Raw genomic sequence first — 17,933 nt, forward strand, 5'->3', positions numbered from 1 at the left:
CGCGCATCCCCCCGTGCGGGCGTAGACCCCCGAATTGTAGGATCGACGCGGCGCGCGCGCAGCGAGTCCACCCGAATCCCCTCAGGAGTAACACAGTGGCCACCGACGAATCCAACTTCACGCAGGTCTTCCGCGGCTACGACAAGGACGAGGTCGACCAGGCCCTCCAGGAGCTGCGACGCGAGCTCATCAAGTCCAACACCCAGTCCGCCGAGTCCGCGAAGGAGATCAAGCGGCTCCAGGCGCGCATCGAGGACCTCAACGCCGAGATCGAAGAGGTCGGCAGTCCCACCTACTCCGGTCTCGGCACCAAGCTCGAGAACACGCTGCGCGTCGCGGAGGAGCAGTCGACGCGCCTCATCGCCCAGGCCGACATCGACGCCGAGAGGCTGCGGGCCGGCGTCGCGGCCGAGATCGAGAAGGTCAAGAAGGCGGCGGCCGCCCAGGCGGAGCGCATCCTGGCCGACGCCCAGGCCCGCGCCACCACGCTGCTGGAGGATGCGCAGATCGAGTCGGGCGAGCTGCTCGCCAAGACCCGCTCCGACAAGGAGACGCTGCTCAACGACGCGATGCGCGAAGCGGCGGCGATCCGCGGCGCGGTCGCGACGGAGGCCGCCGAGCTGCGCGCCACGAGCAAGCGCGAGGCCGCCGCGGTGCGCGCGGAGGCCGATCGCGAGGCGGCGGAACTCAAGGCGGTCGCCTCCCGCGAAGCCGAGGCGGCACGCGCAGAGGCGGCCGAACTCGACCGCACCATCGCGGCACGCCGCGCGGAGCTCGAGAACGCCCTGGCCGACGATCGCGCCGCGTTCGAACGCGAGTCCGCGCAGATCCGTCTCGATCTCGACAAGCGCGTCGCCGAGACCGCCGACCGGCTCGCCGCCGAGGAGGCCGAGACCCGCAACGCCCTGGCGGCCGAGGCCGCTCAGGCCCGCGCCGACCTCGCTGCCGAGGTCGAGGAGCAGCGCTCCTCCCTCGCCGCGGAGGCCGCACAGACCCGCGCAGACCTCGAGAACGAGGACAAGACGACCCGCCTCGCCCTCGCCACCGAGGTGGAGCAGACGAAGAAGGCGCTCGCCGCCGAGGTCGCGCAGACCAAGGCCGCCCTGGCCGCCGAGGTGGAGCAGACCCGATCGGCACTCGAGGCCGAGACGACGACGGCCCGGAGCGCGCTGACGGACGAGGTCGAGCGCACCAAGGCGGAACTCGCCGACGAGGTCACCCGCACCCGGTCCGCGCTGACCGAAGAGGTCGAGCGTACGAAATCCGAGCTGGAGACCGAGGTCACGACCACCCGTTCCGCGCTCGAGAACGAGGTGACCTCCACCCGTGCCGCCCTCGAGAACGAGGTCACGACCACCCGCTCGACCCTCGCCGAGGAGGTCGAGCGCACCACCAGGAAGCTCGCGGACGACACTCTCCAGACCCGTACCACCCTGGAGGACGAGACGACCCGGACGCGGGCGCGGCTGGAGGCGGACCGTGCGGAGACCGCGGCCCAGCTGGCCGCCGACCGCGAGCAGACCGCCAGCGAGCTGGCCGCCGAGGTCGAGAGCACGCGGGCGCGTCTGGCCGCCGAGGCGGAGCGCCAGCGCCGCCAGCTGGAGGCCGAGGCCGCCGAGCTCCGCGCCGACCTCGCCTCCGAGGTGGATGCAGCGCGCACCTCGCTCGCCGACGAGATCGCCCGCGAGCGGAGCAGGGTCGAAGCCGAGCTCAGCGCCGAGCGCGCCCGGCTCGCTGCGGAGGTGGAATCGACCACGTCCGCCCTCGCCGCCGAGGTCGAGCAGACGAAGTCCGCGCTCGAGACCGAGGTCACCACGACCAAAGCGGCGCTCGCCGCCGAGGTGGAGCAGACGAAGTCCGCCCTGGAGACCGAGGCGACCACCACTCGCGCCGCCCTCGCGGACGAGGCGGAGCGCGCCCGCACCGAGCTGGCCGCCGAGGTCGAGCAGACCACGAAGGCGCTCGCCGCCGAGGTCGAGCAGACGAAGTCCGCCCTCGAGACCGAGGTGACCACCACGAAGTCCGCTCTCGCGGCAGAGGTCGAGCAGACCACGAAGGCGCTCGCCGCCGAGGTCGAGCAGACCACGGCCGCCCTGGCCGCGGAGTCGGAGGAGACCCGCAGCCGCCTCGCCGAGGATGTGCGCCGCACCACCCTGGAACTCGCCGAGCAGCGCGAAGCGACCGCGAACGAGCTCGCCGACCAGCGGGAGCAGCAGCGGCTCGAGCTCGAGCGGGACGCGGAGTGTACGCGTGTCGCGCTCGCCGACGAGGCACAGCAGACGCGGGTCGCCCTCGAGAAGGAGACCGCCGAGGCCCGCGCCGAGGTCGCCCGCGAGGTCGCGGAGGCCCGCACGGCGCTCGAGGCGGAGATCGCGCAGCGCACAGCCGAGTTCGAGCAGGAGGCGGCGAACGCCCGTGCCGCGCTCGACAACGAGCTCACCCAGCTGCGCACGTCCACCCTCGAGGAGCTGGATGCGCGCACGCGCGAGATCGCTCAGGCGCGCATCGACCTCGACGTCGAGCTGAAGGCCCGCCGCGACGAGGCCGAGAAGGAGTACCTGACGCGGCACCAGGAGGCGGTCGCCCAGACGCAGAAGTACCTCGACGAGGCCAACGTCCAGCTGGCCGACGCGGTCAAGCGCACCGCGCAGGCGCGCTCCGAGGCCGAGGCCTTCGAGGCGGAGGCCCGCCGGACGGTCACCGAGGCCAGGAAGAAGGCAGAGGACACCGCCGCCCAGGTCATCCACGACGCCGAGGAGCGCGCCGCAGCGCTGCTCCAGGAGACGGAGGAGCGCACAGAACGCCTCGTGGCTGACGCGGAGGAGCGGCTGGCCCAGATTAGGATTGAGCGCGAGGCTGTGGCCGGGTACTTCGAGAACCTGCGCGGCGTCCTGCAGCAGGCCGAGAGCGTGACTGCCGACCGCGACTGACCCTGGGGGAATCATGAAGATCCAGAACCCGTTCCGCCTCGGCCTGATCGGCGCACTCGGAGTCGGGCTCGGGATCCTCATCCTCAGCGCGATCACCAGCCTCGCGACGATCATCACCTACATCGGCGCCGCTCTGTTCCTCGCACTCGGCATCGAGCCGCTGATCTCGTTCCTCGAACGCCGCAAGTTTCCGCGCTGGCTCGCGCTGGTCGTCGCGCTCGTCGTCATCATCGGTGCGTTCATCGGCCTGATCTGGGCGATCGTCCCTGTCGCGATCAGCCAGGCCACCCAGCTCGTCCAGAACACCATCACCTGGGTGAACAACGGCAGCGCCGAGAAGTGGTTCCTCAGCCTGCAGCATCAGTTCCCCGGCATCGTCAACCAGCAGAACATCGACGCTGTCACCCAGTGGCTGCAGCAGAACCTGCCCGACATCACGTCGAAGGTGCTGCAGACGGGCGTCGGGATCGTCCAGGGGGCGTTCGGCGTCGTCATCGTCCTGATCCTGACGATCTACTTCACGGCGTCGCTTCCGGCCATCAAGCGCTCCGCGTACCAGCTCGTCCCGGCCTCCCGCCGGGCGCGGTTCGCCGACCTGGGCGACCAGATCACCGACTCCGTCGGCAAGTACGTCATGGGCCAGGTCGCGCTGGCGCTCGTCAACGGCATTCTGAGCGCCATCTTCCTGACGGTCATCGGGGCCAAGTTCCCGATCCTGCTCGCGTCGATCGCGTTCTTCTTCTCCTTGATCCCGCTCGTCGGGACGATCACCGGCTCGGTGATCATCGTCGCGGTCTGCTTCCTGTCCGGGACGCCGACCGCGATCGCCGCGGCGATCTACTACCTGATCTACATGCAGGTCGAGGCGTACGTGCTCAGCCCGCGCATCATGAACCGCGCCGTCTCCGTGCCCGGCGCGCTGGTCGTCGTCGCCGCCCTCGCCGGCGGCACGCTCCTCGGCATCCTCGGGGCGCTCGTCGCTATCCCGTTCGCGGCGGCCATCCTCCTGATCGTCAAGCAGGTCGTCATCCCGCGCCAGAACGAGCTCTGACGCGACCGAGGCGCCGATCCTCCACTAGGACGCAGGCGGCGGCCACTCGGTCGGCAGCGGCAGCGCGGCGGGATTGATCCGCTCCACGATCTCGTTCAGGACGCGCCGGGTCTGGTTCTCCCCCACCCACAGGTGCTTCCCGCCCTCGACGTCGACCAGCTCGATCTGCGGGAGCGGACGGAACCGCTCTGCGGCCTCTGCGGGACGCAGGTAGTCGTCGAGCTCCGGGATGAGCGCGACGATCGGCCGGTGATCCCCCGCCCACGCGGCGAGGTGCTCCGGCTTGGCGCGGTGCAGCGGAGGAGAGAGCAGGATGACGCCGTCCACCGGGAATTCGCGCCCGTACATGAGCGCCAGCTCGGTGCCGAAGGACCAGCCGAGCAGCCACGGATGCGGGAGGCCGCGCTCGGCGACGAACGCCATGGCCGCCTCCACGTCGAACCGCTCACCGACCCCGTGGTCGAAAGCGCCCTGGCTGCGCCCCCGCGGCGACGCGGTGCCGCGCGTGTTGAACCGCAGCACGGCGATGTCGGCGAGAGCCGGGAGCCGGCCGGCGGCCTTGCGGAGGATGTGCGAGTCCATGAACCCGCCGCCGGTCGGCAGCGGGTGCAGCGTCACCAGCGTGGCGACCGGATCGCGGTCCACCGGGCTGGCCAGCTCCCCCACCAGGGTGAGACCGTCCGCGGTGTGCAGCTCGATGTCCTCGCGGCGTGCGGGAAGCTCGACACCGCCACGGATCTCGATGGGCTCGCCGCTCATGCTCGACGGGGTCACGTTCTCGGTCGTCATGCGATCCTCCAGCAGGACTCGTGCCAGTGTCGGCGCGCGGCAAGGTCGGCCGCATCCCCGAGCACCCCGTCGGCGCGCCAGGCGACCAGGTGGGCGACGCCCGGCGGAATGTCACGGCCGCAGCCCGGGCAGCGGTAGGCCTTCTGCGCCTGCGCCGCCGAGACGGGCTGGACGTTCCACTCGACCCCGCGCCGCACCTCGGTGCGGCGCCAGCCGGCGAGCAGTCGCTCCAGGCCGTCCGGCTCGTCGTCCCGGTGGCCGCCCGGGCGACCACGGGGTCGGTTGCTGCGCGGCATGATCCCAGTCTAAACGGGGCGGCAGAGCGGGCTGCGGACGCAGCACGCCGCGGCGGTCGGTGTCAGTACCAGCCGCTGGACTCGGAGTGGTCCCAGGCGCCGCACGGGGTCTGATAGCGCCCCGTGATGTAGCCGAGGCCCCAGGTGATCTGCGTGGCAGCGTTGGTCTGCCAGTCGGGACCGGCGCTCGCCATCTTGCTCCCCGGGAGCGCCTGCGGGATGCCGTAGGCGCCGCTGCCGGCGTTGTAGGCGTACACGTTCCAGTGGGACTCACGGTTCCAGAGCGAGACCAGGCAGCTGTACTGGTCGTCGCCCATCCCGCGCTCCTTGAGCATCTGGTAGGCGATGGCCTGCGCCGAGCCCGGGTCGGGCGTGCCCGCTGCCGGGGCGCCGCTCGACGTGGACTTCTTAGCGCTGGTGGTGGGGGTCGGCGTCGGAGTCGGGGTCGGTGTCGGCTTCGCCTTGACCGTCACAGCATCACGCGTGATGGTCAGCGCAGCGGACTCGGGAGCGGTGAGACTCTGCGTCGGGGCGTCGCCGTAGCGCGCCGTGGTGGGGATCTGCTGCAACGATTCCGCGTAGGCGGGCGTCGTGGTGGTCCCGGAGAAGGGGTCGACCACGTTCACCAGAGCGAACCCGACGGCGGCGGTGAACGCGAAGCCCCACAGGGCTGCGCGCGACCGGATGTGCGGTCGCCGGGATCGCCTGAACGCGACGCCGACCGGGTTGGCCGGAGTCAGCGGCACGATGTCTGCTGCTTCTCGTCTACCCACGATCACAGAACGATAACGGAGATCGGCCTCAGATCCAAGAATCGACGCCCGCACTCAGCGAACCGCCAGCATGACGTCGGTGACGCTGTCGAGCAGCAGATCGACCTGGACCTCGCGGTAGCCGCCGCGCTGTTCGCGGAACGTCACCGTCCGGACCTCCTCGACGCTCATCGGCCGCCCGTCCTGGAAATAGCGCACCAGACGGTTCGTGAATCGATCGACGTCGTTCCTGTTGTAGCCGAGCGTGAGGAAGCTCACCCGCTCGAAACGATGGCCGAGCGGACGGTCGAGGCGGTTCAGGACGACCTGCGCCGTCGTGCGCGCCTCCTCGAACCACGAGGCGTCGCCCTGCCGGGCGCGCGCCGCTTCGCGCTCACGCGCGGAGAACGCGTCCTCCAGGCGCTCGAGCGCCGCATCCACGTGCGTCGTCGAGTAGCCGCCCTTGGCCATGGAGAACGCCGCGTGACGGATGTCGGCGGCTGTCAGCGTCGGAGCATCCTCGTCGGCGTCGTAGGCGCGGCGCGCCAGCTTGAGGAACTCATCCACCTGTTCGACGTCATAACCCGGCTTGGACTTCGGGCTGTGGGGGAAGGTGCTCACTCCCCCATTGTGTCATCGGAAGATCAGGAAAAGGACGTAGGTGGCCGCTGCCGACGGCAGGATCGAGTCGAGCCGGTCGAGGAACCCGCCGTGACCGGGCAGCCACGAGCTCATGTCCTTGATGCCCAGATCGCGCTTGATCAGCGACTCGGCGAGGTCACCGGCCGTCGCCGTCAGCAGCAGCACGACGCCGAACACGATGCCGAACCACCACACCTCCCCCAGCATGAACACCGAGAGCAGCACACCCGCGATGATCGCCGCGGCGGCGGCGCCGGCGAAGCCCTCCCAGGTCTTCTTCGGGCTGATCGTCGGAGCCATCGGGTGCTTGCCCCAGGAGAGACCGCTCACGTAGGCGCCGGTGTCCACCGAGACGACCAGGATGAGGAAGGCGAGCACCCACCACTCGCCACCGGGCTCGGCCAGCAGCAGGATGACGAAGCTGGCGAGCAGGCTCACATACAGCTGGACGAACACCGACCACAGCAGGTCGCGGCCGAGCGCGCGAGCGCCGTGCCGCGAGGCGGGGACGAAGAGCTCCTCCACCAGGCGCCAGACGACGATGAGCACGATGCCGGCCGAGAGCGCCACGAGCATCCCGCCCGCGTGCAGGAAGAACGTCGCAGGCACGATCCCGACGGCGGCGACGACGGTGGGGATGCGCGGCACCCGGCGCCCCGAACCCCGGAACGCCTGCGCCAGCTCGAAGCTGGCGAACCCGGCCATCGCCATCCCGAACACCAGGAACAGCTCTTTGATGAAGATCAGGCTGACCAGCACGAGCGCCCCGACGGCGAGGCCGATGACGATCGCGAGGATGAGATTGCGTCCGGTGCGCTCGGCGATCCGCTCGTTCGTCGCGTCGAGCTGTGCCTTGCGGGCCTGCACCTGCCGCTCGAAATCGGCTCGGGTGGCCAGCACCTGCGCCCGGAACTCCTCGCGCGACCGTGCCTTGCCCCGTCGTCCGTGGAGGTCGGGGGCGCCGGAGGCCTCGGGGGGCAGCACGACGGGCGGCACCACGGGCTGCGGCGCCCCGGGCGTCGACGCCCCCGGCGTCGGCGTTCCGGGGCTGCTGTCGTCGGTCATCGGCTAGACCTCGAGGAGTTCGGCTTCCTTGCGCTTCAGCGCCTCGTCGACGGCGTCGACGTGCGTGCGCGTGATCGCCTCGAGCTCCTTCTCGGCGCGCGACAGCTCGTCGTCGCCGATCTCGCCCTTCAGCGCGTCCAGCTCGTCCTTGGAGCGGCGGCGGATGTTGCGCAGCGCGACCTTGGCGTCCTCGCCCTTGCCGCGCACGATCTTCACGAACTCCTTGCGGCGGTCCTCGGTGAGCTCCGGAAGGGTGACCCGGACGATCTCGCCGTCGTTCCCGACGTTGGCCGAGAGGTTGGGCATGTTCACGATGGCGCGCTCGATGTCCTTCAGCGCCGCCTTGTCGTACGGCGTGACGATGAGGACGCGGGCCTCCGGGTTCTGCAGGCCGGCGAGCTGCGCGAGCGGCGTCGGCGAACCGTAGTAGTCCACCAGCACCTTCTGGAACAGTGCCGGGTTGGCCCGGCCCGCGCTCACGGTGCCGAAGTCCTCCCTCGCCGCGTCCACGGTCTTGCTCATGCGCTGACGGGCATCGGAAATCACATCCGCGATCACGGTTTCTCCTTCAGATCGGTGGGTCGGTGTCTAGTCTATTGCGCGGTCCCGCCGCCGCCGGTGCGGGACCGGCGGCGGCGAGAGAAGACCCGCCCGCGCGTTCAGCCGAGAAGGGTGCCGATCTCGGCCCCGAGAAGGGCCGCCGTGACGTTGCCCGCCGGCTCGATGCCGAAGATGCGCATCGGCATCCCGTTGTCCATGCAGAGGCTGAGCGCGGTCGAGTCGACCGCCTTCAGGTTCTGCTGCAGGGCCTCCTGGTGGCTGATCTGATCAATCTTGCGCGCATCCGGGTTGGTCCGGGGATCGTCGTCGTACATGCCGTCGACGCCGTTCTTGGCGACCAGCACGACGTCGGCGCTGATCTCGAGGGCCCGCTGCGCGGCGACCGTGTCGGTGGAGAAGTAGGGCAGCCCCGCACCCGCGCCGAAGATGACCACGCGGCCCTTCTCGAGGTGCCGCTCCGCTCGCCGCGGGATGTACGGCTCGGCGACCTGGGTCATCGAGATCGCCGACTGCACGCGCGTCTCGGCCCCGGCCTGCTCCAGGAAGTCCTGCAGCGCGAGCGAGTTCATGACCGTGCCGAGCATGCCCATGTAGTCCGCGCGGCCGCGGTCCATGCCGCGCTGCGAGAGCTCGGCGCCGCGGAAGAAGTTGCCGCCGCCGACGACGATGGCGATCTCCACGTCCTGGGCGGCCTGCGCGATCTCACGCGCGATGCTGCTGACGATGTCCGGGTTGACGCCGAGCTGTCCCCCGCCGAACGCCTCGCCGGAGAGTTTCAGAAGGACCCTGCGTCGCTGTGAAGGATGTCTCTGGATGGCTGACGACATGCGTGAATAGCGTCCTTCCGTGTGTGGTTCTGGTTAAAGCTAGTGGCTCCCGCGCACAGAAAAGGAGTCCGGATCGTGTTCACGATCCGGACTCCTTCATGATCTGTTACGCGCCGACCTTGAAGCGGGCGAAACCGGTGATGGTCAGGCCTGCGTCCTTCACCACCTGGGCGATGGTCAGCTTGTTGTCGCGTGCGTACTCCTGCTCGAGCAGGGCGACCTGCTTGAAGTAGGCGCCGAGACGGCCCTCGATGATCTTCGGGAGCGCGGCCTCGGGCTTGCCCTCGTTGCGCGAGATCTCCTCGACGATGCGACGCTCGTTCTCGACCTCTTCGGCCGGGACGTCCGCGCGGTCGAGGTACGTCGGGTTCGCGAACGAGATGTGCTGCGCGATGCTGCGGGCGGTCTCCGCGTCGTCGCCGGTGTAACCGAGGACGACACCGACCTGCGGCGGCAGGTCCTTGGAGGTCTTGTGCAGGTAGATCGCGAAGTGCTCGCCGTTCACGACGGCGATGCGGCGGAGCTCCACCTTCTCGCCGAGGATGGCGGCCTCGTCACCGATGAGCTCGGCGACGGTCTGGCTGCCGGCGGGGGCCGCGAGGGCCTCCTCCACGGTGGTGGCGCCGGCGGCCGCGGCCGCGTCGAGCACCTTGTCGGCCAGGGCGATGAACTTGTCGCCCTTCGCCACGAAGTCGGTCTCGCACGCGAGCTCGATCATGGTGGCGGTGCCGTTGCCGTTCTCCTTGGCGGCGACGAGGCCCTCGCTGGTGGAGCGGTCGGCACGCTTCGCGTTGCCCTTCGCACCCTTCAGGCGCAGGATCTCGGTGGCCTTCTCGATGTCGCCACCGGCCTCCTCGAGGGCCTTCTTGGTGTCGACCATGCCCGTGCCGAGCTGCTCACGGAGAGCCTTGATGTCGGCGATGCTGATGTTTGCCATGTTCTGACTGGAACCTTCTTCTACTCGAAGACTTCTAAGAGACGCGGATTACTTGGACTCGGCGTCCGCAGCCGCGGCGTCCGCCTCGACCTCGGCGACGACGTCGGCAGCCTCGGCGTCGGCCTCGCCCTCGGCGATGACCTCGGCGGAGTCGGCCTTGGCCTCGGCCAGGTCGGCGTCAGCGGCCTTGGCGGTCTCAGCGCTCGACTGGACCTCCTCGGACGACTGCTGCAGGAGCTCCTGCTCCCACTCGGCGAGCGGCTCGGCCGGCTCTGCGCCCTCTTCCGGCTTCTGGTGACGCTGGATGAGGCCCTCGGCCGCCGCGTCGGCGACGATGCGGGTCAGCAGGGTGACGGAGCGGATGGCGTCGTCGTTGCCCGGGATCGGGTACTGGACCTCGTCCGGGTCGCAGTTCGTGTCGAGGATGCCGATGACCGGGATGCCCAGCTTCTTGGCCTCGTCGATCGCGAGGTGCTCCTTCTTGGTGTCGACCACCCAGAGCGCGCTCGGCGTCTTGCTGAGGTTGCGGATGCCGCCCAGCGACTTGTGGAGCTTGTCCAGCTCGCGCTTCTTGATCAGCAGCTCCTTCTTGGTGAAGCCGCTGGTGGTGCCCTCGAAGTCGAGCTCCTCGAGCTCCTTCATGCGGGCGAGGCGCTTGGACACGGTCGAGAAGTTGGTCAGCAGACCGCCCAGCCAGCGCTGGTTCACGTAGGGCTGGCCCACGCGGGTCGCCTGCTCGGCGATCGCCTGCTGGGCCTGCTTCTTCGTGCCGACGAAGAGGATGGTGCCGCCGTGGGCGACGGTCTCGCGGACGAAGTCGTAGGTCTTGTCGATGTACGCGAGCGACTGCTGCAGGTCGATGATGTAGCTGCCCGAGCGCTCGGTGAGGATGAAGCGCTTCATCTTCGGGTTCCAGCGACGGGTCTGGTGTCCGAAGTGGACGCCGCTGTCGAGCAGCTGGCGCATGGTGACGACGGCCATTGCCGTTTCTCCTTTGGTTTCGGTTGTCTGCGGCGGCCGGCGGCCGCCACTCCTGGTGCCCCGCGCGCATCCGCATCCCGCCGCCCGCACGGCGAAGCCGTCGAGTGGAGTGGGAGACCGGTGGATGCGCGCCCCGCCCGGTGAAAGGCGCCTCTTGCGAGGTTCTGCGGGCACGCGTAGTCACTCCGACGAGCGGAGTGCTTCAGACATCCTATCAGGAAGCGGGCGTCAGGCGGAGTCGCCGCTGGAGCGCACCTGGACGCCCCTCCGCTTGCCCCCTGCCTCGCGGAAGAGGGTCTCGGCGTGCTCCAGCGCCATCCCGTTCGTCTCCGGGATCTTGAAGAACACGAAGAAGAACGAGAGCGCCGCGAAGATCGCGTAGAGACCGTACGTGAAGGGCAGCGAGAAGTCGGCCATGGGCGGGAACGAGACGGTCACCAGGAAGTTGGCGATCCACTGCGCGGCCGCCGCGACGCCGAGGGCCTTTCCACGGATCTTGGTCGGGAAGATCTCGCCGAGGAGCACCCAGACCAGCGGTCCCCACGATGCGCCGAAGCAGATGACGAAGAGGTTCGCCGCGACCAGCGCGATGGGACCCCACGGGTTGGGCAGCGACACGGCGCCGTCCACCTTGACCGCGAACGCGAAGGACAGGGCCATCACCCCGAGCGACAGCGCCATGCCGACCGAGCCGGTGAGCAGGATGGGGCGTCGGCCGACGCGGTCGACGAGCAGGATGGCGACGATCGTGACGACCACGTTCGTCACCGAGGTGATGACCGTGATGAGCAGCGAGTTGCTCTCCGTGAAGCCGACCGCCTTCCAGAGGGTCGTCGAGTAGTAGAAGATCACGTTGATGCCGACGAACTGCTGGAAGACCGACAGGATGATGCCGATCCAGACGATCGGCTTCAGCCCCAGCCGGTTGCCGACGAGGGTCGCCTTCGCGCCCTCCTTGTCCTCCTGGATCGCCCGCTCGATGTCGCCGATCTGACGGTCGATGTCCTCCTCGGGGACGAGCGTCGTGAAGATCTGGCGCGCCTCGTCGTGGCGCCCGTTCGCGAGGAGGAAGCGCGGCGACTCGGGCAGCGTCAGCGCGAGGATGCCGTAGACGACAGACGGGATGACGCCGACCAGGAACATCCACCGCCACGCCTCGAGGCCGAACCAGAGCTGCTGGGATGCGGATCCGGCCACTCCGGCGAGCAGGGCGTCGGACAGCAGGGCGACGAAGATACCGATGGTGATGGCCAGCTGCTGCAGCGAGGCCAGGCGCCCGCGCGACTGCCGCGGCGAGATCTCGGCGATGTAGGCCGGGGCGACGACCGAGGCGATGCCGATCCCGAGACCGCCGATGACGCGCCAGAACCCGAGGTCCCAGGCCGAGAACGCCAGGCCGGCTCCGATGGAGCTGGCGAGGAAGAGCACGGCGCCGAGCAGCATCACCTTGAGCCGGCCCCAGCGATCGGCGAGACGACCGGCGATGAACGCGCCGACGGCGCAGCCGAGCAGGGCGATGGCGACGATGAACCCCGTGACGAACGCATTCAGCGCGAAGCTCTTCTGGACGGAGTCGACGGCGCCGTTGATGACCGACGAGTCGAAACCGAACAGGAATCCGCCGACCGCCGCGGCGATCGCCAGTCCGGTGACCCTGCGCCGCATCGCCGCCGTCGGCCGAGGCACGTTCTCCTCGCTCGTGGCGGCTGCGTTCCTGCTCTCTTCAGTCATCTCATCCCTTTTTCGGTTGTGCGGCCCGCTGTCGGCGGCACCGGTCGGGGGCCGCGAAGGCGAATCTCACGGTACGCCGGGATCGCGCCGGGGAGAACCATCGGTCGCGGGTGTGTCCACAGGAGCGACGGGACGCGGGTTCTCCACCGATCCAGGAGGCCGCCCGCGCACGACGGCGCTGGAGCAGAGGGTGGTCGTGATCGCAGGGACGAACGGAAGGTGGGACGGATGCGGGAGGGCGACGGACGATGCCGGACGCGGCGGCGGGGCGGCGCGCGGCGGGGCGGCGCGCGGCGGGGCTGTGCGCGGCGGGGCGGTGCGACACGTCGCCGACGTATGGCGGGCCGGTGGTGTCTCGTCTCGTGGGCGCTGGTCGTGTGCGTGCTGGTCGCCCGGCCGGGAGCCGCCGGTGCTGTCTCGGATCCGGGCACGGAAGGTCGATGGGGAGCGGCCGCGAGCGAGGCCGGGCGCGATCGTGTCTCGACATCGAGAGTGGATCCTTCCGCGCCGGAGGGCCGCTGGAGCTGGCCGGTCGTCTCTCCCACGGTCGCCGCTCCGTACGCCGCCCCACCGACGAGGTATGCCGCCGGTCACCGCGGCATCGACCTGACAGCGGCGGCGGGCACGCCCGTCGCCGCACCGGATGGCGCCGTGGTGCGCTTCGCCGGGACCGTCGTCGACCGTCCTGTTCTGACTCTGGATCACGGCGGCGGGGTGCTGTCGAGCTTCGAGCCGCTGTCGTCCGATCTTCCGGTGGGCTCCGCCGTCGCGCGTGGCGAGGTCATCGGCCTGGTCGGGTCGGGAGGTCATTGCGGCGGCGGATGTCTGCACGTCGGTGTGCGCATGCACGGCGAGTACGTGTCGCCGATGCTGTTCTTCGCTCGCGTGCCGCCGGCTGTCCTCCTGCCGGTCGGGAGCGGGTGAACGGGAGGCGACGTGAGAGCGACGACGAGGGTCGGTCTGTCCCGACTGCGGCGGGGCGGCGCGGGATCGGGACGGCGATCGGAGCGCGGCCTAGGCGCGCGGGTGGGCGATGCGGTACGCCTCTTTGAGCCGTTCGGTGGAGACGTGCGTGTAGATCTGGGTGGTCCCGAGGCTCGCGTGGCCCAGCAGCTCCTGGACCGCGCGAAGGTCCGCTCCGCCGTCCAGCAGGTGCGTGGCGGCGGTGTGCCGGAGGGCGTGCGGTCCGGACGGCCCCCGCCCCGGCACGTCGGCGAGGAGCCCGGCCACCAGCTGGTAGACGGCTCGGCTTCCCAGCCGCGCACCGCGGGCGCCGAGGAAGAGTGCCGGCCCGGACGCGCCCGAGGCCAGCCGCGGCCGCCCGGCCGTCAGCCACGCACGGATCGCCCGCAGCGCCGGCACTCCGAAGGGCACGACGCGCTCTTTCGACCCCTTGCCGATCACGCGGACGGTCAGCCGGTCGAGGTCCACATCGTCGACATCCAGGCCGGTGAGCTCGGACACCCGGATCCCCGCCGCGTAGAGCAGCTCTATGACGGCGACGTCGCGGAGCGACCCGGGGTCGCCGTCCTCCGCCCGGGCGGCGAGTCCCACGAGGATCCCGTCGATCTGCTCGCGCGTGATCACCCGGGGAAGCGTCTTGTCGGCTTTCGGCGAGCGCAGGCGCACCGCCGGATCGGCGACCACCTGCGCCACCTCCGCCGCTTCCGCGCTCGGTGTCCCGGAGTCCGCGTCTTCCTCGCTCATGCCGCCCGCCGTGAGCGACCCCACCGCACGCGCGGGAGAGCCGAGCCTGTCCTCCCCTTCGGCCTGGCGTGTGACCCATGCACTGAATCCACGGACCGAGGCCGCGCGCCTGGCGAGCGTCGATTTCGCGAGGCCTCGCTTCGATCCTTCCCACAGCCAGTCCCGGAAGAGGTCGAGGGTGAGCGCATCCGTGGACGCCACGCCCCGCTCCGCCGCGAAGGCGGCGAGCGCCTCAAGGTCCGATCGGTAGGCGCGGATCGTCTGCGGCGAGTACCCGCGCTCCACCCGCAGGTGCCGCTCGTATTGCCCGATCGCCGCATCCAGACCCACCCCCTCAGCTTGGCCCCGGATTACGGCCCTCAGCAGCAGCGACGCGCGCTCTCCGCGTCAGAGGGTGGGCAGACGACCTAGGTCGCGGCTCGGGCGCCGACCGGTGCCCTCACGCGCACCTCGTCCACCGAGAGCCCCGCCTTCCCAACTCGCGCGGCGGCCTTCGTCTGGGGGGATGGGTGCCCCGCGTCCTCGTGGTGACAGCGCACATCCTCGCTCGGTCTGCCTCAGAGCCACACGAACGTGAGAGCGGCATTCTTGGTGCCGTTGTTGGTCTCCACGGCGCGGAACTTCTCGATTGTCTGCTTCTGGCCGGTATCCCCCGGCGGGCCGTCCAGCACCACATCGAACGTCACGATCACACTTTGGCCCGGCGCGTAGTCGCCCACATTTATTCCGATGCCGGTTGCGATGTTCTGGTCGTTGGCCAGGCGGAGGGAATCGTTCCAAGGGTTCTTCAGGACTCCGCTCCCGTTGAGATAGTGCATGTTCGAGGGCAGATCGACCTTGAACACCACGTCTTTCTGCAGGGTCGTCCCAGTGTTTTTGTATTGCACTCTGACGGTGGCCTGCTCACCACCCGCGGCGACGTGGGTGCCTGACCAGACGTCTGTGCCCGGTTCCCCCGCAGACGCATTCACCTCGAAGTTCGGCTGATCGATCTTCACTCTGAAGGTGATCCAGCTTCTACAGCGACTACCGGCAGCCAGGTCACCGTCGAGTGCATCGCATCCGACGACCGTGCCGCTGGTGAAGAGTTCGTCGGACAGGGTGAGCCCGTTCGCTCTGCCGCCGTTGTGGAGCACTGCAGATCCTGTCACGTACCTCAACGCATACTCACCGTCATCGGCGCTGACGAGGGTGATGCCGTCCCAGATCGTGCGCGGCGAGACGTTGGACGACGTGACGAACGTCTGCGAAATCGCAGTCGCCGCACGGACCACTCCTGGCATCTCGACGCGCACATGAACGCCCTTGGCGGCCTGCGCGCCTTCTCTGGCGTCATTGTTGATGTTGATTCCGACCTCGTAGACGTTGCCCGGGATAGCCACAGAGGTGTTGCCCCACTTGGCTCTTGGATCGTCGGCCAGCCGGATTGCCATGAGGCCGCGCTCGTCGCCAGCGAGCGGATCATCCACCACGGAATTGAGCATCGCCGTCTCCGGGCGGTTGCTGTCTTTCGCGAGAGTCCGACTTGGCCCCCAGCCTCCGCGAACGATGTCTGACGGTTGCGCGGTCGCTGCGGGTGTCGAAGTGGGGCGTGGAGCCGCTGATGCGGTACTCGCGGCACCCGTCGGGGCTGTTGCCAGCACAACGGACGTGGCGACCGCGACAACCACGCTGACGACGAGAATGGCACCGACTGACCAAGCCGTGCCTGGAACTTTGCGTGCGCCCAGCCAAAGTCGCTTGTGCGCAGGGATGGCGTCCGGACCGTTCTTCCATACCCGTGCACAGAGAGCGATAACAACCGCTCCAACGACGCCTAGCACTATCGTCACCGCCCAGCCGTTACTCTGCTGGACCCAACTCATGATCGGAGCATATTTGTGAAAGTCTCATTTTTCACAGTCCGACTCGACTACCACGTCACGGGCATCGGATGCAGCCGACAACACGGAATGAGAGAGCACGGTCAGGACCGTTCTCAGAGGATCGAGGACTGAAAGCCGAACCCTCCGACAATGGCCGAACCGTTTCACCGTTTTGAGAGACTCCAACCGCTACGAGTCGGCAACGCCGCAGACAGTCACCAAAGATGGCGCCGCACCCATGTCTGCCGCCAAACCGCAGGGTGCGCTCGCGGAGCAGCATTCCGCGGTGGGCGATGAGCGGGCGGCTGGCGTCGTTGATCACCGTTCGGCGGCCGGCCACGCACCGTCATGCGTGCCTCCGTTCGCTCAAGGTCCAGCCTCCCCCGCTCTCGCGGGCACGGCCTGCGAGATCGAGCCGACCGAGAATCGCGGCGACCGTCGTGAACGGCAGAGCCGCCCGAGCCGCGATCTCGTCCGCGTCGGCCCTGCGTGCCGACGACAGAACCGACAGGACGACCCCCTCCGCATCCCCGCCACGCGGCTCCCCCTCCACGGGACGGACCGCCGCCGCGGCGGGAGATCCCGTCGGCCCTGTCCCCAACGGGTCGGCGAGCTCCGCCATCTCCTCGGCCGACGTGACGCAGATCGCCGCGTACTCGCGGATGAGACGGTGACATCCCGCCGATGCCGGCGACAGGATGCTGCCGGGCACGGCGCCGAGCGGTCGCCCCAGCTGAGCGGCATGGCCTGCCGTGTTGAGTGAGCCCGACCGGCGACCCGCTTCGACGACGACGGTCGCGCTGGCTGCCGCGGCGATGAGCCGGTTGCGCATCAGGAAGCGCCATCGCGTCGGCGCATTGCCGGGAGGGAGCTCCGCCGCCAGCACGCCCTCCCCCGCGATGCGGCGCAACAGGTCACTGTTACCAGCGGGGTACAGGCGGTCGACGCCTCCGGCGAGGAAGGCGACGGTGAGCCCACCACTCGCCAGCGTCGCTCGATGGGCTGCAGCATCGATCCCGTATGCGCCTCCCGAGACGACGGCGAACCCGCGCCCGACGAGTCCGGCCGCCGCCTCCATCGCGACGTGCTCGCCGTAATCGGTCGAGGCGCGCGCACCGACCAGCGCGACAGAATGCTCCAGCCGTGTCAGCCGGTTCGGGTCGCCTCGGATCCACAGGGCGAGCGGCTCGCCACCCTCGAGCGACGCGAAGCCCTCGGGCCAGACGTCCGCGTCGGGCGTCAGGAGCTGCACGCCGAGACGCGACGCCCGTTCCACGGCGCGGCACGACTCGTCGAGCGATAGTCGGGGCCTCCACCGTTCGAGGCACTCCGCGATCCGGCGCACGGCGCGCGCGTCCTCTGCCGCACGTTCGGGCGAGGCGTCCTCGAACGCTGCTCGCGGCGCGCCCCGTCGGAGCGGCACGACTTCCGCGTCGCGGGCGGCACGCAACACCCGCTCGGCGTCGTGGCCCTCGACGACGGCCCGGAGGACCCCCTCCGGACCCAGCGCGGCGACCAGGCGTCCGGCCTCCAGATCTCCGGGTTCGACCGCGGTCGTCAACGCCGCTCGCGCGAAGCGCTCGACCGCCGCGTCGGATGAGCACGCACCGCCGCCGGGCGAGCCGCCCGACACCGCCGTGACGAGTCGCACGACCTCGGTGTCGGATAATCCCGGGAGCACCGTCCGGGCACGGCGTCCCTCACTGGGCGACGGCGGCACACTCCGGGACGGATCGCCGCCATCCGACTCGCGCCCCGTCGCGGCTGCCGTCTCCTCGCAACGCGCCGGACCGGTCTCG

At 69.7% G+C, this 17,933-nt stretch carries 16 protein-coding genes; 3 read left to right on the forward strand and 13 right to left on the reverse strand.

Annotated features, from left to right (window positions below; all coding sequences use genetic code 11):
• Window positions 1–95: 95 nt before the first annotated feature.
• Window positions 96–2,930: a DivIVA domain-containing protein gene (locus BLW09_RS09665; RefSeq protein WP_089911665.1), complete on the forward strand. Its 2,835-nt coding sequence runs from the start codon at window positions 96–98 to the stop codon at window positions 2,928–2,930.
• Between the two features lie 13 nt (window positions 2,931–2,943).
• Window positions 2,944–3,981, forward strand: a complete 1,038-nt coding sequence (locus BLW09_RS09670) for an AI-2E family transporter (RefSeq protein ID WP_089911669.1) — start codon at window positions 2,944–2,946, stop codon at window positions 3,979–3,981.
• A 24-nt stretch (window positions 3,982–4,005) separates the two neighbouring features.
• On the opposite strand, the gene BLW09_RS09675 is transcribed toward BLW09_RS09670, so the two are convergent.
• The 10 genes from BLW09_RS09675 to BLW09_RS09720 all read right to left on the reverse strand — a co-directional run bounded on the left by BLW09_RS09675 (window position 4,006) and on the right by BLW09_RS09720 (window position 12,562).
• A complete protein-coding gene (locus tag BLW09_RS09675; protein WP_089911672.1) occupies window positions 4,006–4,770 on the reverse strand; it encodes an alpha/beta hydrolase in 765 nt (254 codons plus the stop codon).
• The gene (locus tag BLW09_RS09680; protein WP_089911675.1) at window positions 4,767–5,066 is read right to left on the reverse strand and encodes a hypothetical protein; all 300 of its coding nucleotides are present in this window, start codon (window positions 5,064–5,066) and stop codon (window positions 4,767–4,769) included. The genes BLW09_RS09675 and BLW09_RS09680 overlap by 4 nt, the downstream gene beginning before the upstream one ends.
• A gap of 62 nt (window positions 5,067–5,128) precedes the next feature.
• Window positions 5,129–5,839: a lytic transglycosylase domain-containing protein gene (locus tag BLW09_RS09685; protein ID WP_231946760.1), complete on the reverse strand. Its 711-nt coding sequence runs from the start codon at window positions 5,837–5,839 to the stop codon at window positions 5,129–5,131.
• Window positions 5,840–5,893: 54 nt separating this feature from the next.
• Window positions 5,894–6,439 carry a DivIVA domain-containing protein gene (locus BLW09_RS09690; RefSeq protein WP_089911680.1) on the reverse strand — a complete coding sequence of 182 codons (546 nt, stop codon included), beginning with the start codon at window positions 6,437–6,439 and terminating at the stop codon, window positions 5,894–5,896.
• A 12-nt stretch (window positions 6,440–6,451) separates the two neighbouring features.
• Complete coding sequence (locus BLW09_RS09695; RefSeq protein ID WP_172824195.1) at window positions 6,452–7,525, reverse strand: phosphatidate cytidylyltransferase; 1,074 nt, start codon at window positions 7,523–7,525, stop codon at window positions 6,452–6,454.
• 3 nt (window positions 7,526–7,528) lie between these two features.
• On the reverse strand, window positions 7,529–8,083 hold the full coding sequence (gene frr, locus BLW09_RS09700) for a ribosome recycling factor (protein WP_089911683.1): 555 nt from the start codon (window positions 8,081–8,083) through the stop codon (window positions 7,529–7,531).
• Window positions 8,084–8,184: 101 nt separating this feature from the next.
• Window positions 8,185–8,913, reverse strand: coding sequence for a UMP kinase (gene pyrH / locus BLW09_RS09705; RefSeq protein ID WP_089911687.1), 729 nt, complete (start codon window positions 8,911–8,913; stop codon window positions 8,185–8,187).
• Window positions 8,914–9,019: 106 nt separating this feature from the next.
• Window positions 9,020–9,850 (reverse strand): translation elongation factor Ts, encoded by an 831-nt coding sequence (gene tsf / locus BLW09_RS09710; RefSeq protein WP_089911689.1) that lies wholly within the window; start codon window positions 9,848–9,850, stop codon window positions 9,020–9,022.
• Between the two features lie 48 nt (window positions 9,851–9,898).
• Window positions 9,899–10,831, reverse strand: coding sequence for a 30S ribosomal protein S2 (gene rpsB, locus BLW09_RS09715; protein WP_089911691.1), 933 nt, complete (start codon window positions 10,829–10,831; stop codon window positions 9,899–9,901).
• A gap of 228 nt (window positions 10,832–11,059) precedes the next feature.
• Window positions 11,060–12,562: a sugar porter family MFS transporter gene (locus BLW09_RS09720; RefSeq protein WP_089911694.1), complete on the reverse strand. Its 1,503-nt coding sequence runs from the start codon at window positions 12,560–12,562 to the stop codon at window positions 11,060–11,062.
• 492 nt (window positions 12,563–13,054) lie between these two features.
• On the opposite strand from BLW09_RS09720, the gene BLW09_RS09725 reads away from it, so the two are divergent.
• Window positions 13,055–13,486, forward strand: coding sequence for a murein hydrolase activator EnvC family protein (locus BLW09_RS09725; protein WP_231946761.1), 432 nt, complete (start codon window positions 13,055–13,057; stop codon window positions 13,484–13,486).
• 90 nt (window positions 13,487–13,576) lie between these two features.
• Here BLW09_RS09725 and BLW09_RS09730 read toward each other — a convergent pair whose 3' ends face one another.
• From BLW09_RS09730 to dprA, 3 genes are all read right to left on the reverse strand, one after another.
• On the reverse strand, window positions 13,577–14,599 hold the full coding sequence (locus tag BLW09_RS09730) for a tyrosine recombinase XerC (protein WP_089911700.1): 1,023 nt from the start codon (window positions 14,597–14,599) through the stop codon (window positions 13,577–13,579).
• A 227-nt stretch (window positions 14,600–14,826) separates the two neighbouring features.
• Entirely contained in the window at window positions 14,827–15,753 is a 927-nt protein-coding gene (locus tag BLW09_RS09735; RefSeq protein WP_089911703.1) for a hypothetical protein, read from the reverse strand.
• A gap of 727 nt (window positions 15,754–16,480) precedes the next feature.
• Window positions 16,481–17,785, reverse strand: coding sequence for a DNA-processing protein DprA (dprA, locus tag BLW09_RS09740; RefSeq protein WP_231946762.1), 1,305 nt, complete (start codon window positions 17,783–17,785; stop codon window positions 16,481–16,483).
• Window positions 17,786–17,933 lie beyond the last annotated feature (148 nt).

The sequence above is a fragment of the Leifsonia sp. 21MFCrub1.1 genome, from assembly GCF_900107895.1.
Classification (GTDB): Bacteria; Actinomycetota; Actinomycetes; order Actinomycetales; family Microbacteriaceae; genus Leifsonia; species Leifsonia soli.

Excerpts from the sequence above, each read along its gene's own strand:
- tsf (WP_089911689.1), bottom strand. The coding sequence starts at position 9,850 with ATGGCAAACATCAGCATCGCCGACATCAAGGCTCTCCGTGAGCAGCTC.
- rpsB (WP_089911691.1), bottom strand. The coding sequence starts at position 10,831 with ATGGCCGTCGTCACCATGCGCCAGCTGCTCGACAGCGGCGTCCACTTC.
- BLW09_RS09720 (WP_089911694.1), bottom strand. The coding sequence starts at position 12,562 with ATGACTGAAGAGAGCAGGAACGCAGCCGCCACGAGCGAGGAGAACGTG.
- BLW09_RS09680 (WP_089911675.1), bottom strand. The coding sequence starts at position 5,066 with ATGCCGCGCAGCAACCGACCCCGTGGTCGCCCGGGCGGCCACCGGGAC.
- pyrH (WP_089911687.1), bottom strand. The coding sequence starts at position 8,913 with ATGTCGTCAGCCATCCAGAGACATCCTTCACAGCGACGCAGGGTCCTT.
- BLW09_RS09695 (WP_172824195.1), bottom strand. The coding sequence starts at position 7,525 with ATGACCGACGACAGCAGCCCCGGAACGCCGACGCCGGGGGCGTCGACG.
- BLW09_RS09735 (WP_089911703.1), bottom strand. The coding sequence starts at position 15,753 with ATGCTCAATTCCGTGGTGGATGATCCGCTCGCTGGCGACGAGCGCGGC.
- BLW09_RS09670 (WP_089911669.1), top strand. The coding sequence starts at position 2,944 with ATGAAGATCCAGAACCCGTTCCGCCTCGGCCTGATCGGCGCACTCGGA.
- BLW09_RS09675 (WP_089911672.1), bottom strand. The coding sequence starts at position 4,770 with ATGACGACCGAGAACGTGACCCCGTCGAGCATGAGCGGCGAGCCCATC.